Source organism: Enterococcus sp. AZ149, assembly GCF_051714285.1.
GTDB classification, from domain to species: Bacteria; Bacillota; Bacilli; order Lactobacillales; family Enterococcaceae; genus Enterococcus_D; species Enterococcus_D entomosocium.
Map to the genome: position 1 here is coordinate 20,790 of NZ_JBIORO010000003.1, position 15,986 is coordinate 36,775.

Annotated in this window: 16 protein-coding genes; all 16 read left to right on the top strand. The window is 41.1% G+C overall.

Annotated elements, in window-relative coordinates; all coding sequences use genetic code 11:
- Positions 1-12: 12 nt before the first annotated feature.
- The 16 genes from IGI94_RS16865 (at position 13) to IGI94_RS16940 (ending at position 15,974) form a co-directional block, all read left to right on the top strand.
- Positions 13-426: a hypothetical protein gene (locus IGI94_RS16865; protein WP_429947946.1), complete on the top strand. Its 414-nt coding sequence runs from the start codon at positions 13-15 to the stop codon at positions 424-426.
- A gap of 21 nt (positions 427-447) precedes the next feature.
- Entirely contained in the window at positions 448-633 is a 186-nt protein-coding gene (locus IGI94_RS16870) for a hypothetical protein (protein WP_016620731.1), read from the top strand.
- Between the two features lie 12 nt (positions 634-645).
- A complete protein-coding gene (locus IGI94_RS16875) occupies positions 646-825 on the top strand; it encodes a hypothetical protein (protein ID WP_438900035.1) in 180 nt (59 codons plus the stop codon).
- Positions 822-1,160 (top strand): hypothetical protein, encoded by a 339-nt coding sequence (locus tag IGI94_RS16880; protein WP_429962121.1) that lies wholly within the window; start codon positions 822-824, stop codon positions 1,158-1,160. The genes IGI94_RS16875 and IGI94_RS16880 overlap by 4 nt, the downstream gene beginning before the upstream one ends.
- Before the next feature lie 28 nt (positions 1,161-1,188).
- Positions 1,189-2,286 (top strand): hypothetical protein, encoded by a 1,098-nt coding sequence (locus IGI94_RS16885; RefSeq protein ID WP_438900036.1) that lies wholly within the window; start codon positions 1,189-1,191, stop codon positions 2,284-2,286.
- Entirely contained in the window at positions 2,261-4,027 is a 1,767-nt protein-coding gene (locus IGI94_RS16890; RefSeq protein WP_438900037.1) for an immunoglobulin-like domain-containing protein, read from the top strand. Before IGI94_RS16885 ends, IGI94_RS16890 begins: the two co-directional genes overlap by 26 nt.
- Positions 4,028-4,269: 242 nt before the next feature.
- On the top strand, positions 4,270-4,575 hold the full coding sequence (locus tag IGI94_RS16895; protein ID WP_438900038.1) for a hypothetical protein: 306 nt from the start codon (positions 4,270-4,272) through the stop codon (positions 4,573-4,575).
- A gap of 4 nt (positions 4,576-4,579) precedes the next feature.
- Positions 4,580-5,410, top strand: a complete 831-nt coding sequence (locus IGI94_RS16900; RefSeq protein ID WP_438900039.1) for a hypothetical protein — start codon at positions 4,580-4,582, stop codon at positions 5,408-5,410.
- A 371-nt stretch (positions 5,411-5,781) separates the two neighbouring features.
- Complete coding sequence (locus IGI94_RS16905; protein WP_438900040.1) at positions 5,782-5,928, top strand: SEC-C metal-binding domain-containing protein; 147 nt, start codon at positions 5,782-5,784, stop codon at positions 5,926-5,928.
- Between the two features lie 110 nt (positions 5,929-6,038).
- Positions 6,039-6,257 (top strand): hypothetical protein, encoded by a 219-nt coding sequence (locus IGI94_RS16910; RefSeq protein ID WP_438900041.1) that lies wholly within the window; start codon positions 6,039-6,041, stop codon positions 6,255-6,257.
- A complete protein-coding gene (locus IGI94_RS16915; RefSeq protein ID WP_016619368.1) occupies positions 6,254-6,457 on the top strand; it encodes a hypothetical protein in 204 nt (67 codons plus the stop codon). Before IGI94_RS16910 ends, IGI94_RS16915 begins: the two co-directional genes overlap by 4 nt.
- A complete protein-coding gene (locus tag IGI94_RS16920) occupies positions 6,441-8,072 on the top strand; it encodes an ArdC-like ssDNA-binding domain-containing protein (protein ID WP_438900042.1) in 1,632 nt (543 codons plus the stop codon). Before IGI94_RS16915 ends, IGI94_RS16920 begins: the two co-directional genes overlap by 17 nt.
- The gene (locus IGI94_RS16925; RefSeq protein ID WP_438900043.1) at positions 8,069-10,609 is read left to right on the top strand and encodes a VirD4-like conjugal transfer protein, CD1115 family; all 2,541 of its coding nucleotides are present in this window, start codon (positions 8,069-8,071) and stop codon (positions 10,607-10,609) included. Before IGI94_RS16920 ends, IGI94_RS16925 begins: the two co-directional genes overlap by 4 nt.
- A gap of 7 nt (positions 10,610-10,616) precedes the next feature.
- Positions 10,617-12,935, top strand: coding sequence for a pLS20_p028 family conjugation system transmembrane protein (locus IGI94_RS16930; protein WP_438900044.1), 2,319 nt, complete (start codon positions 10,617-10,619; stop codon positions 12,933-12,935).
- A 1-nt stretch (position 12,936) separates the two neighbouring features.
- Positions 12,937-13,248, top strand: a complete 312-nt coding sequence (locus tag IGI94_RS16935; RefSeq protein WP_429960480.1) for a DUF5592 family protein — start codon at positions 12,937-12,939, stop codon at positions 13,246-13,248.
- Positions 13,249-13,292: 44 nt separating this feature from the next.
- Entirely contained in the window at positions 13,293-15,974 is a 2,682-nt protein-coding gene (locus tag IGI94_RS16940; protein WP_438900045.1) for a hypothetical protein, read from the top strand.
- Positions 15,975-15,986 lie beyond the last annotated feature (12 nt).

Genomic DNA, 15,986 nt, shown 5'->3' on the forward strand with positions numbered 1-15,986 from the left:
AGAAAGAACCACATGACCGAAACCACAGAAGAAAAAGTCCTCCATTTAACCGTTGGAAAGGAAGTACGCCTTGCCTTTGGCCATAAAAAGGAACGTTTGCATTCCATCCAATTGAGTTTAAACAAAGTATCAGAGCTTGTCCGAAATGGATTAGTTTCACAACAAACCCTGACGGAAGTCGATCGTATCGGCTTGATCACGAAAAGCAATCATAATACTTATATCCAAGTAGAGGATATTCGGCAGGTTCCACTTGATCCAACAGAAGTCATGGTGCCAATCAACAAGAAGAAAACGAGAGCAAAATTCAATCCCAATGAATCTTGGGCGCGACAAGGCTGGTTTGAATATATCGTCTCGGAAAACCAAGAAATCTCACGAGGCGATTTGTATATCTTAGATCAACTAAATACTGAAATTAAATAAAAGTAAGGTGGAGAATACAAAATGACACAATTTAAGAAATTAGTAATGCTAATAATTTTCGGAATTCTGTTCTTTGGAGCAGCTGGTACATGTTTTTACCTTTATCAAACAGGAGCAGAACCGAAGACAATGTTGATTATCACGATTGCTTTAGCCGTACCTGTTGGCATTGCAATGATGATCAGCAAGCGAAAAAAGCGGTATTAAGGAGGCAAAACGATGATAGAAGCGCTGACAAAAACGAAGAAGCAAGAAATTGAGAAAAAAACAAAAGAGCTGATCGAAAGCCAAGGAATTGATTATGAGGAGTGGCGGTTTACCCTTCACTTCAACTATCTAATGAATCATATCAACGACCTTAGCGTCACCAATAAACCTGAAGGAGTTTACCCACGATGAATCCATTTATTTTTCAACTTATGACACGCACTGCGATTGCCAATACAAATCCTGGTCAACTATTTAAAAAAATCATGGACGATGTAAGTACCTGGCTATTAGCCGGTATCGGTGTTTATGCGGCTGTTCAATTTATTCTGGGCTGTATGGATTTCATGTCCAAAGAACCACAAAAGCATTCGATGGGAAAAGACCACATGATCCGTGCCTGCATTGGATTGATTGGCGCATTTGCGGCAGCTACAATCATGGCTTATTTAGAAACGCAAGCCAAAAGTTGGGTAGCCATTGTTCACCAAACGGTCATCATGATGGGCATGTACTTTCCTCGATAAGACGATTCAAAGATAGGGGGGGCGTCACTTGATTAGCATATCATTTGATCAGAATCATCGTTTCTCAAAGAAACCGATATCCCTGTACGAAGGGCTTTCCGTACTTTCACAAGTGGAGGACCAGCTAGCGCTAGAAGAAGTAGAAGAGTCCGTGCATATTCGAATCTATTCGAACGAGCAAGATGCCAAACGTCGCAAGAATTCCAACTTTGATGCTGTCATGACCTTGGGACTCGGCTATGGGTACAATCTTCTAGAATTTATCGAAGAACAAGTGGAAATCAACTATTCCAAAGAAGCAGCAGAAGCATTTATTGGTCATTTGGCATCAGAAATCATGGACAGCCAACGAGCAGAACAAAGCCCAGAACCAGTAGCGGCCGATCCACACGAAAATGTCCAACCCAAAAAACGCAGAAAATGGCTTCGACCAGTCCTGATAGGGGGTATTGGAATAATCCTATTATCAGGAATTGGTTATACAGGAATCCACGTATATCAAGGGATACAAGAGACAGAAGCCGTTGAGGATCTCCAATCTAATAAGGATGAGCTGGAATTGCGTCTAAAAGAGGAGTCACCAGAGGTTCTAGCAGATGAATATCCTGAAGAAATTGGAACGATTGCAACGTTATTAGCCGAAGAAAAGCGGTTTGACGAATTGAAAAGTTTCAATCAAGAATGGCCAACGCCCGAAGGATCTTTTGATTTAGCCTTTCATCAAGAGGATTGGGAGACGGTTATTTCATTGGATGAAACCTCGTTGACTGAAGAGCGAAAAGTAATGCTCGCTTACTCTTTCATTCAATTGGATCGACTAGAAGAAGCAGAGATCCTTAATCGTACACTAAAAAGTGAAAAGCTCTCTGTCCTGATCACCGAACAATGGATGGTGCGCGGGATCAAGTATGTACAATCAGGGAATTTCCAGGCAGCCAAAGATATCCAAAAGGAATTATCCGATCCTTACTTAGAGGAGTTGATAGAAACTGGGGAGGCCTGTCAAGAGATGATCGATTTCTATAAGGAACAAAAAGACGATAGAAACAAAGAACTATGGGAAAAACGACTGAAAAATTTAGGAGAGGAGTATTTAGAGCATGAAACACAAAAAACAGCTACTTAATAATAAGAAATCCGTTTTGATTTTCGCCAGTTCCGCTATCTTAGGAATCGGCACCGTCGCACTATTAGGAAACTCACTATCTTCAACGGATGAGACCAGCACTGCTGATACACAAGAGCAGATATCTGAAGAAAGCAGCAATACGACTACGAAGGAGAGGGAATCTCCTAACGTCAAAGAAGGGACTAAAGACAAGGCAGCGAGTATCTTTGACCGTTTTGAACTCGCTCCACCTTTAGGCGGTTTATTTGCAGGTGATCAACGTCGAGAAACCGGAAGTGCAGCATTGCAGCCACAAGAACTTTTGTCGATCGCCAATGCGATTCGTGAGCGTGAGTCACAAGAAACACCGGAAACGCCTGTTACACCACAGCCTCCTGCTTTGCCAGAAGGGCCGCTGCTTCCTGTGCCTGAACCAGACGACGAAGGCGATTTGCCGGTTGTTGAGCCACCGGTTATTGTGGATCCTCCGATCGTAGATCCACCATTACCACCAATTATTCAAGAGACGACACCAACCATAAATGTTTTTGCGCAAACGATCTATTTGAACCAGGGCGATTCATTTTCTCCCTACGATTATTTTTCAGTTACTGATAGTGGGGATTCTTCACCAATCATTGAAGTGTCTTCCTATACGCTCTCAGTTGGTACTCATACCATTTCGATTAAAGCAACCAATCGTTTTGGGAATAGTGCGTCTGCCACGCTTATTGTAGTAGTCAACTCTAGACCTGTATTAACACCTGCAGCTACAGAGATTGACTTAGAAATTCATGACAAAATTGATTTATTAGACTATATCCAAGCAAATGACTTGGAGGATGGAGATATTACTGATTCTGTTCGGGTATCGACCAATCTAGATATGACTAAAGAGGGAAGTTACGAAGCAACATACAGAGTTCGTGATTCTTCTGGGGCAAGTGCAAGACCGGTAACGATTACCTTCCACGTGACCAATGAGGCGCCTGTGATTCATACGCAAGATATTGAGTGGGAGATTGATCAACCATTTAATCCGTTGGATTTTGTGAAGGTAACGGATCGTGAAGACGATCGTGACGGATTGACGATTGAAGCGACTGAAGAACACATTTTAGAAAACAACGTGGATATCAGCAAAGAAGGAACGTACACCGTTCGTTTTGGTGGTATCAGCGATCGGGATGGAAAACTAGCAGAAGAACAAACAATGACAGTTACTGTTGTCAATGAGGCACCAAGTATTTACGTACCGGACATGATAATTGAGACGGGGACAACGTTTGATCAAAACCTCTTTATCAACTCCATCATTGTAAGCGATCGTGAAGACGACAAAAAAGGGGTGTCACCAACGATTGAAGTGGACGATGCAGCATTAAACGCCGTGGATACTTCTTCAGAAGGCGAGTTTTTGATCCCTATCTCAACAACGGATAGTCACGGCAAGCGATCAGAAGCAGTTGGAAAAGTCATTGTGGTTTCTTCGCAAGAACAAGAGCCACCAGTAGAGCAAGAACCACCTCTAGAAGAAAATCTTCCAAGCGACGAAATGAATGTAGTTAATGAAACTTCGGTTGTAGAAATCCAAGCTATTCCTTCTGAAAGTGTTGAATTATCAACTGATTCTGATCAACCTATTGTGGAAGATCCTGTACCTGGTGAACTGGTAATCGAGAAAAACGACGACCTTCCTTCAAAAAGTAACATAGGAAGCGAACAAATTGCTGAAGATTCAGCTTTGGAGAGTTTTTAAATCAGAAAATGAACGAAACGAAAAAGTGTCTTACTAGTGAAATAGTGAGGCACTTTTTTCTTTTTTCGCTGCGAAGTGAGGTACTTAGAAAGGATTGACCAGAGTAGTGTTTTTCATCGGAAGAACAGCACAGTAGAAAGGAACTAATTCATTATGTTTAATAAACTAAAATTTTTGTTGGTTCTCATGCAGAGCTAACAGAGTGGCTAAATGGACAAGATTATTTTGTGGATGAAAACCGCATGAAATCATTCTTAAAAAATGCAGGGAATGCGAATCATTTCGGACCATTTTGGCTAGATACGAAGGAAAATTACGGATGTTTTGGTGAAGGATTTGGCTATCCACCTGATAACGCACCGACCTTTCCAGATACAGCCATGTTCGAGGTGAAAACAGAAGGTTTTTCACAAAAAGAGATCAATGAAGCCTTTTACAAAGCCTACAAATACTTAGATCAGCTAAGACATCGAAATAAGACGAACGAGATTAAAGATTTTATTATCGAAAAGAAGTCCCTTGTCAGAAAACACGAAAGGACTGATTGATCTTATGGAAAATAGTGTTAAATGGTATATCACTAGGAAAATATTATGTGTTTTAAGTCAAATTTGTATATCATTGATGATCTTGCGCCAGACGACAAAGGCTTTCTTGTTGTTTGGTGATAACGAAATAATCTTGTACACCTCTGAAGGATCAACGGTTTCATTGACAACTATGGTTTTAGAAACGTTTTTTGTAGTATTGTTTATAGCTACTCTTTTTATGTTTTTCGCAGAAACGATCCGATCAAATGCGGGCTTAGAATTCCAATCGATAGTAAGACTATTTCTTAAAGTGATGTTTTTATATGCAGCAGGCGGACTACTCGTTTTAATTTTCCTTGATCGAATAGATTTGTCGGAGAAAATTGCTAGTTTGTTTCTAGCGCAAACTTTGTTGAAAAAAATGGATCAATATTTAGACAAGAAAGAGACGGAAGGATTAGTACAATCGGGCTATTTTCAGCTACAACGAAAAACAGCAATTAATGGGCTAATTACAAATATAAATGAAATAGATCCTAATGATCATCAGGAAAAGCAGTTCAGCTTAGTCGAATATTTTTATCAATTTAAATATTGGCCTTGGATGTTAACAGTAGCCATTAAAGATGGTTCTGAGTCAAAATTCATGGATAGTGTTGAAGCTACTTTTAAAAGACTGTTTCTTATATCCTTAACTGTTTATTTTAGTTTCTTAGTTGCGGTGAAGGGTGCGGCCGCTTTCTACTTGCCCGGAACAATAGCTTTACTTTTTCTTTGTGCCATGCGCAAAGATGTATTGTTAATGATCTATTTTTGTAAAGAACAGATGGCAAAAATTAAGAAAAACGGCTGATAACATACAAGGAGGTCTTATTCCATAAGTGAAACAAATACTCACTCAAGCTGTAATTCAGTTTAGGGAGAGTTTATTTGACGGTAGCCGGTGCTGTTTTATTGTTGGCAGTGGCCTTGGATTTTTCATTTTACGAAAAAACAGATGAATAAAAAAAACAAAAGGGAAGAGATCTCATGGTCTTCTCCATTTTTTGAAGGGAAAATTACTATTATGGCTGAAAGATGTAACAAAAAGCGATTAGGCATGGGACAAATTACTATATACAAATTACTAAAAAAAGAAATATCGGGAAAAAAAATAGTTTTGATTAATTTTAAAAAAACTGACAAATGATAGAATAGACATAAAACTAAAAAAGGATTGGTATTATGTCTAGGAACGAAGAGTGTTTTTGTGGAAGTGGGAAAAAACAAAAAAAGTGTCATTCGACTGTATCAGTAGGAAGCAAATTATCTGATATGTATGTTAAATATTATGCTTATGACAACAAAATTGAACAACTAAAGTTGAGATGATTGATGACTGATGGAGGGGAGCTCCTAATCTACTATTAGAAACAACAATATATTTATAAAGTGGTAAGTTAACCCTCTTCTATTTTAAGAAGAGGTTTTTTTAAAAGGAGGTGATACAGTTGGCACTGAAACAAGGTCATAAGCGATTTCAAGGGACATTGAATCAGGACCGTATCCGTAAGTTGGCAGTGATTGTTGAGTCAACCGAGAAGAGCTACACGGAGCTATTGGGCAAGTGGATTGATACCGACTATCTATTAGTCACGCAATGGAATAAAAAAATTACTACCAAACAAACGAAAATAGAAGGAGGAGATTTGTTAGTATGACTGGTAAAAAAAATCTAGTACAGGTGGTTGAAGTGAAGCCAACAACATTGATTGGAAAAGATATACAAACCAATGAAATCCTTCGCGCACCTGTAGATGAAGTCATTGCCGAAGACTTTAAGATGCAATTAGAAGAACGATCCCAAGAGGGTGACGGCTTATTTATGGAAAGGGAGGAATTCCATGGCCAAGTATTCTAAACCCTCACCTGAAGCACTACAAGAGGAAATAGCTGCCCTGACAACATCAAGCCTTGAACATGTCAAAGAATACACGGATTCACCTGAACAGAGATTGAAATTACTCGATTTCATGGGGAATTTCTATCAGTATTCGCTTAGGAATCAGCTATTGATCCAATCCCAGTTTCCAGGGGCAAGTGGTGTCGGAAGTTTTGGTTTCTTTAAAAAAATGGGCTTTTCCGTGAAAAAGGGTGAAAAAGGTATCCGAATCTTACAGCCTAACCCGCAAACCTATTTTAAAACGAAGGCAGGAGAGACGAAACGTTTGATCGACGCAACGCCTGAAGAAAAAAAGGCGTTGGACCGTAAAGAGTTGAAGCAACATACTGTCACCTACTATAAGTTGACATCTGTCTTTGATATTTCACAAACAACAGCTGGTCCAGAAGACTACCCGAAATTGTTTCCCAATCGGCCCTTCTCTTTTGAAATAAAAGATCCGCAACTCCTGAAGGAACTTGATTTAGGTCTGAGACAGGTCGCAGACAAGCTGAATGTTCCGATAAATGATCGTGAGAATTCTCTCTTTCACATTCAAGAATTAGGCTCAGCAAAAGGCGCATTTATCACCAATAACCATGGTCAAAAAGAGATTTTCTTAAGTCACCGGCTTTCTGAAGAAGAACGGATCCCTACGCTGATTCATGAATTGGCTCACGCTGCGCTCCATGACCCGAAAAATCTTCCTGATCAAGGATATTGGACAACGGAAAATGTAACGTCTGATGGTGCGTCGATTAAGGAACTACAAGCAGAAATGGTTTCTTATGTCGTAACCAAGCACTATGGAATTGATACAAGTGAAGAAGCAATCCATTACATGGCTTCTTGGACAAAACACTTAAGTACATTAGAGGAAAAAGAAGAGCCAGCACAGCTGTTGATCCTTGAAGATATTCAACGGACGGCCAAACAATTCGTTGAAACGATCGAAGCGTATCTGTCTCAAGATCTTAGTCGAGAAAATCTTGTCACAAAAGAGAGACAGGAAGAACGTGAAGGTAGTGAACCAACCGTATCGAACGTTACTGCTTTGGAAGAGCAGTTTGCGACATACTATGGTATTGCAGAGGATCCTGCTTTTTCTCGAGAAGAGATTTCACACTATGCCCAGGAAACAACCACCTTGTCAGAAAAAGAGATCCGCGCAAATTTGGCTCTCCATCGAGACGAGAAAATCGTGGACTGGAGCTATACTGGCGAAAAAACAAGCAGTGAGATCAAGTCCTACAAAGAGGACCAACAGCTGAATTTCAGGAAGCGCGTGATCGAGGGACATGCCTTTTATCAAGTGGATGAATCGATTGAAATTATGCTAAAACCCAATATAGACGGTGCGAGCATTGATTTCATGCAATTTGATCAAGTCGGAGACGTGCAGACCTACGTTGTAGGTAATCTCGAACAAGCAGCAGAAAGATTGGCCTCCATGAACGCTAGTCCAACCTTTGATACTCCGTTTATCCAAAAATTCCTTTCCAAGGACAATGATCAGAAATTGAACCAACATATCCTTCACAACCAGGTCATGCGTGACACGTATCAGGAAGAGACAGGACGATCGATGGTATGAAGAAAAAGTTCATGCGTGAAGAAAAAAATATTCTTTTCCTTACTCGTCTGAAGACAGCGGTTCAGAAACTGGATAAAAAGAAAGGGCAGCTCTATATAGGGATTGGTGTCTTTTTCCTCATGACCCTATTAGGGAACTTGATCAGCTCATTTCTTTATAATTTGCAGTATGTTTTACCAATGAAACTGCCTATGCAAAATATTTTCGGGTTTCACCCGATTCTATATCCGTGGATCTACCTCACCCTCTACCTTGCTGGTATTGGGCTATTTTTTTACTTCTGGTTCCGGATTAAAGTAAACTATGAGTCGTTGGAAGAAGGAAACAAAGCGACGCAGCGCTTAACAACAGACAAAGAAATCGTCGCACAGTACGTGGGTGTGCCAATCAGTGCAAGAACTGCTGTAGAAACGTATCCTGGGCCAAGTGGAACGATCGTGAAGCGTATTAAGGATAAAGTCTATATCGATCAAGGCCCTGCTCATAATTTCATCTTAGGCCGTTCTCGATCTGCGAAAGGTCAAACGAAGGTTTTACCTGATATGGATGTGTATTCACGGTCAGAAGAAAAGCCACACCTGGTCTACGCTTCGGGAAAGTACGAACTTGCGGTTGCTGGTATGGGGAAAGGAACCCTTCAAAAACGTGGTTACGAATGCTCCGTACTTAATCTGATCGATTTAGATCGATCCTTGCAATATAATCCTTTGGAATTAGTGAAAGATGCCTATATGAGAGGGCAAGTTGATGAAGCAATCGAACTCTGTAAAACTTTCAGTTATCCGCTTTATCATAACGAAGAAGCAAAAGAGCCAATCTGGGAAGAAACCGCAATGGCGCTTGTTAATGCGATTATCCTAGCTTTATGTTATGAGTTTATTGAAAAGAGTGAAGATCCTTCAAAAACGGAAAAATATATCACCATGTATGCCGTCTCAAACATGTTGGCAGAACTGGGTACCGTAGATGAAAGCGGAGGAACATTGCTAGATAAGTATTTTGATAATCTTCCTGCAGGAAACCCCGCTAAACTAGAATATTCAACCGTTAAATATGCGGATGGTCAAATGCGGGCCTCGATCTTCTCAACCACTCAAGCGAAATTAAGAAACTTTATCGCACCTAAGGTGGCCAAGATGATGGCACGATCGACATTTGATTTTAAAAAATTGACGAAAGATTCTACGCCAATCAATTTTACGGATCAGATAACCGTTAAAGGGAAGGTGGATCCAAGTACTGTTGGCGAATACACCTTGACCTATGAAATTACCAATGAATTCAATGAAACCTTTCAAGCAACGAGAAGGATCTCTATTGTTAAGGGGACAGAATATCAGGCGTTTCCAAATTCAGATGAGTATTTTAAAGGAATTGATCATGTCGAAATGCCGCCTAGTGAATCATTTGATCCAAGAGCAGGCGTTACGTGTTGGTATTACTACAAACCACAAGCTGTTTTCTTGGTCTTGCCAGATTATATCCAGACCAACTATATCATTGCCAGCACATGGATCTCACAACTTTATCATGTTGCCAGTGAGTATGCTTCTAGCTTAGAAGGAGGGAAATTACTCAAACGGATTCGCTTAGGATTGGATGAGTTCGGTAACCTTCCTGGGTTCTCCAATATTTCTTCGATGCTTTCTGTTGGTGCAGGTAGAGGGATTTTAATTGATTTTTATGTGCAACACCCTAACCAATTAATCATGAAATACTCGGATAAAGTGGGAGAGTTCATTGAGGATGAAGCAATGAATAAATTTTGGCTTATGTCCGGTTCTAAGGAGGCCAGAGAAGACTTTTCTGCACTTCTTGGTGAGGAAGAGGTAACAATGAAGAGTCGTTCTGGCGGCCTATTTGACATCAATAAACAATTTACTGAAACGGTTGATACACGTCCACTGTTTACGCCCGCTGAATTGGGACGTCTAAAAGAAGGGGAAGTGATCGTTCATCGATCTATCCATCGTAAAGATTTAGAAGGAAATGACATACGAGCATATCCTATTTTCAATACTGGAGAAGATGGATCGCTGCTCTATGCATACACCTATCTTTACGAGTACTTTGATCCGGATGGCCGTTGGCAAGACCTCGATTTACCGTATGTGCCAAATATTGAGTTGGAGGAATACAGTCGGAGTTTTGTCCAGCGAATCAAGAATCCACTTGCGCAACAAGACATACAACAAAATGAAGAAGAACAAAGAAGGGAGATTGCAGCACTGATGGAAAAACCAGAAGCAATCCTAGATGAAAAATATAAAGGCGTTGACGGGCATAAAATTGCCGCTAACTTATCCTCAATACCGTCTGTTCATTTACCTGAAGAACGGGTAAGTCTTATCGAAAAATATGGCGAAAATGCTGTTTATACTATCCACTCAATGTTAGAAAAAGCGAACCCAGAACGACTGGAGCAGCTTGATCAACTTGAATATTATGAGGAGTACGTCGACTACTTGGAGAAACTTAACAATGAAGCTTTGCTTGAAAAACTACAGTTTTTAGGATACTTTACCGAGCAGAAATGAGGTCACAATGGATGTAATCGACGTTTTACGAGAATTCAGTTCCTTTTTGTTACGATCCAATCTCATCATTTGGGTCTATCGGCAGTTCATGTGGGCATTAGTACAAGTCTTTTCTTTCGTTCTTAACAGTTTAGAGAAGCTTTTAGATGGGGTCTACGAGCTGGTGACCTTTTCTTCTTCTTCCGGAGTCGGTCGCTTTGTTCAGAACAATCGCGTGGCGGTTTTTGCCGTAGGCACATTATGCATGATCCTTTTTTTCTTGGGTTACATGCGGAATTCAAAAAAATACCAATTGCCCACTCTCATGGACAATCTTCTATTAGGAATTGGCGTTATCTTATTAAGCACGACACTGACCGCCTCCTTCCTAACGTCAAGTTTCTCGGTGGCCAAAGCAATATACCAATCAAATGGTAGTACCAGTCAGACGATTATCCGCGAAAATATTTACGACGTTGTATCATTTGATACATTTGGTTGGTCATCGGCTGACAAAGCGACTACGATCGAATATTCAGATGATGCTATGGAATGGCTAGATATCACAGAAGAGGTAAAAGCTTCTGACTTTGACTTTGAAAACAAGATTTCAAAAGAAGTCTTCACAAAAAAAGTCATCGTTAATGCTGAAGGCACGCCTGAAGTCGTGAACTTAAACAAAGGCATGTTTACGATCAATGAGTATTACTATCGTTATTCCTGGAGTCCTTGGACCATTTTAGGTCAGTTGATTCTGTCCATCATTATTGTACTTGCGACTTCATACAAGTATACAAAAGCAATTTACAACGCGTCATTTAACGGGATCATAGCTCCTTTCTTTGCGTTTAGCGATTTAGTAGAGGCTGCCAAAGTGAAGAAGATTTTAATGGGAATTGTCAATACCTGTATCAATGTCATTTTGTTTGCGGTCTCTTTGCGGATGTATCGTTTGATGGTGAATTTTATCAACTCAAACAAGGAAATCGATAGTATTCAAGGGTTTATCCTACAAGTTTTTATCGCTTTTATCGTTATAGAAGGACCGTTTATTATCCAAGAATTGACAGGACAAGAGTCGGGAATCGGCTCAGCGGTCAAACAAACGATGGGAATGGCTGCCCTTGCAGCATATGGCGGCAAGAAAGGATTGCCAAAACTAAAAGATGGCTTTGATAAAATGAAGAATGGTGTCAAACAAGGTGGCTCCTTCATTGGTGGCCTGGCTAGTGGTGCATTCCAACATGCCGGAGAAACCGATACGCTGGATCAAGATATGAAAGCCGCATCATCTGGCAGCAATGATTCATTCAAACCTAAAGATAATGCGCTCAGTCCAGATGAAATGGAAGCCTTTGAGAAAGAGGTCAAGAATGATTTGTCTGGATCTGATAAGGTGACAGATCCACTCACACCTGTGAATGGCGCCACAGAAGCAACGGATTCAGTTGATCAAGAAGAAGTGGGATTAACTAAAGGTAGTCCTTTACTTAGCAGCACGACCAATAAACCGTTATCCAAAGGATCCGACAAACTTGCGGCGGGAACTTCACCATTATCAGGTGGGTCGCTAGGATCACTAAGTGAGGCTTCAGAAGGTGAAGGAACTGAAGCCAAAGAAACCACTAATTCTACTGGCAGAGGCTTTACACCAAACTTGGCAATGGCTAAACCGCTTGATCAAGCAATGGATCAAGCACTATCCGAGGCAGGTGATACGCTAGGACAGCCAATCAGCTTGGGTAGCCAAATGGCGATCAATAAAATGATGGCCGGTGATTCGCTTACTAGCCAAAAACCAGCCGAGGCCATGGGCATGCCAGAACAAGTCAAAGCAGCACCAGGATTGCAGCAACTAAACAATCCTAATGCTGGCAACGTCTTGCGGCAATCGATGGCTGGGAAAGCTGTTCAAAGCATGGCTTCAGATAGTCTAGCGGCAGCACGTCCAGGGGCATACGCCTCATTGGCGGGGGCTTCAAGAACGCCTTCTGCAAGCTTCACGCCGTCAGCTGCAATCGTCAGCAATCTTTCTGCAGGACAAGTATCTTCAGCTGCTAATGTGTCGCGTGCGTTCACCAAGCCACTTAGTCAGGTACATGTTCCTCAACTAGATAGTTTGACCGGTGTCCAGCAGTTTAAGACAGACCTTGCAAACTCATCCAGACCATTAACAACGGATACCGTAGGAGAGGTCATTTCGAACAAATATGCGGATAGAAAAATTGAAAAAGCACAGAAAAACAAAAAGTACCGAGAAACCTATGACTTAGGGAAAAACACTTCTTATAAAGCCTTATCCAACTTCGAACCTAGAAAAAAATATATAGAAAAAGAGGAGGACTAAGATGGAAGAATTGAAAAACGTATCAAGTATCCGCCCCAAACGAGAGATCGTTTGGGGGATCCGTTTACCTGAACTCGTATTTATTATTCTCGTTACAGGATTAGCTTGGATCATACGAGGGATCGTTTATCCACTGTTTGAACTACCTTTTGTCATATTAACAGGCGTCAATATGCTCTACCTGATGAAGAAACCGAAGGATAATCCAACGATCAATAATCTACAAATGTACAAACTGGTTATTCGACGGTATTTGTTAAAGGAATATGCCGGGTATCAGACCATCGATCCTAGAGGTTTTTCTGAAGAGTAAGGCGAATTGCCTTGCTCTTTTTTAGTAAAGGGGGTATTTAACGCGTGAGGAACAAAAGGAAATTTCCGTTAAAGAAACAAGAACCAGAAGTAAACTTTCAATTTACAATTCCTGCTGAAGGGACAAACGAGCGATCAAAATCGCAATCAAAATCGAAACCAGCGAGGGAAAAGCGGCAAATAAAAACACCAGCCAATCAACCACCCTCTCCAGCATTGACGAGGGAAGAAAAACGAGACAAAAGGGAAGAAAAACGAAATAATCGAAAAATTGGAAAAGACTTAAAAAAAATCATTGAGGTACATCCAATTAAGAGTTGGGGTGGAACAGAACAGGAAAATTTTATCAGAAATACCACTGGATTTTTTGAAGTCTATCGTCTGAAAGGACGGAATCTATTTGGCATGAAGCAAGAAGCCTTCATTCGATTGATGGAAGCGTACGGGGCTTTATCAAGCCTGTACGAGCCACCGCTTAAGATCGTATCGATCAACTCGCCTGTCGATACAAGTGCCCAACAAGCCTACTATAAGCGTGAATATCAACGGGCAACGTCGCCCAGGTTAAAAAAGCTATTGGAACGAAAGTACTCGGAACTTGCCTTTATTGGTAAGTATAGGCAAATGGAAGAATACTTCATTTTCGTCTTTGGGTATTCTGAAGAAAAATTGAGAGAAAACGTGAGTACCTTCCATAGCTGCCTAAGTAACAGCATTGAAGTTGAGAGCCTCTCAAAAGAAGATAAAGTACAGTTACTGTTTCGGATGAGCAATCCATCCATGAACCAGGCACCAAATCCGCCTAGAGGTCTTGTTGTAAAAAATAAGCGGATCCTCGAAGAAGGTATAGATGTTGAGTTGCTCGCACGGATCCAACCACAAGGCAATCTCAAATTTGGCGAAACCTATGTTCGAACAGGAACCGGTTATTCTGCCACATTAACGACCTTTCGTCTTCAAAGTGAACCTGATTATTTATGGCTAAACAGTTATACCAAAATCAACGATAAAATCCTATCGGTGGATATCGCAACGCAAGATGATGACAATTTGCGTGCTGCGATCGGTCAAGCATTGAATGAATTATCCAATACGTACCATACCAGCAAAGACGCAACGGCCAGAGAAATCGCCTATGATGATCACCAAGCCTTACTGAGGTTGTCCAAGCAGGTAAGAAAAGGGCGGGAAATCTTAAAGTTCATTATCATTCGGACAAAACTATTCGCCGATACGCTGGAAGAGCTGGAAAAGCGGGTCATTGAGGTACGAAAAGAGTTGAAAAAAGACGAGTTTGGTGTGACGAATGCCACCCTTGAACAAGGGTATGAGTGGCAAGCTATGTTTCTTGATTACCACTCGCAATTGATGTTACCTAATGGCCATAGCGGGCTGGATATCTCCAGTACGGTATTTGGCGCAAGTTTTCCTGCAAACCAAGTATTCCTTACTGATCCACGGGGACAATATATCGGTCTTTCCAATACTGGCGGACAGATGATCGTTGATTTTTTTGAAATCAGTGGTGGGCGCACGTTTTATAATATCTTACTAACCGGACTGATGGGTCGCGGGAAAACGACGCTGATGAAAAAAATCATGCTTGATAACGTTGGACGAGGATACATGGTCCGCGGGTTTGATAAGTCTGGCGAGTTTTCAAAGTTGATCAAAAGCTTAGACGGCACGATCCTTCGATTGGATGGCCAAGACGGACGTTTGAACATCTTTGAGGTGTTTCCGTTGGCTGTTAACGAAGATACGCTTCAGATCGACGAGAAAGCGTGTATGATTTTCCATCAGTCTAAACTGGGGACGTGGTACTCGATTTTGAAGCCTAAAGCCCCTGAAGAAGAATTAGACATCTTTGATAAGATGGTCAGCCGACTATACATCCAAAAAGGATTCAAGGATACGTTTGGGGATGTGAAACAGGTAACTGGCCGCGCGCCAAATGAATACCCGATTCTGTCTGATTTGATCGCGCTGATCGAAGAAGCAATGAAAGCGACTCAAATTAAAGTAGAAGAAGAACACTTGTATAACATATACACTACGCTAACCAAACTGATCGAGACGACCCAAGATATGTTCAATGGTCCAACGAACGTTCCGGACTTATCGAACCAACAAATTCTCTTTTTTAACATCGATGGGTTGTCTAGTTATGATAAACGCTACGTGAACGCCCAATTGTTCAACGCATTCAACTTTTTCCAAAGCAGCTTATTTATCAATGGCCGACGGGAAAATAAACGTTATCAAGAAGGAGAGATCAGCTTTGAAGAGATCAAGCGGGGCATGTTCTTCATGGCTGAAGCGCACAACCTATTAAATGCACGAAACCCGCGAATGGTTGAATATTTTAATACGTTTGCCAGAGAGGCTCGAAAGCGATTTTGCGGGCTTTGTTTGGATACACAAACGGTACGATCGCTTGTTTCAAGAAAAGATACTGGCGCTGAAGATGATGAAATGAACGACATCTATGACTTTATGCAATATCGCTTTTTCTTTCAGCCAGGAGACGAAGAATTGAAGAACCTACGTCAGGCAAATGACGGCTCACTAACGGATACTGAAGTAGAGAAGATCAGTAAATTCCAGCCGAAACAAACCCTTTTGAAAATCACCTCTGGAGAGACCTATGAGATGCGTGTCTTTGCTTCAGAGGAGGAATTGGCATTGTTTGACGGTGGAGGAAAACGCTCGGATGATATCGCATAGATCGGGGGAGTT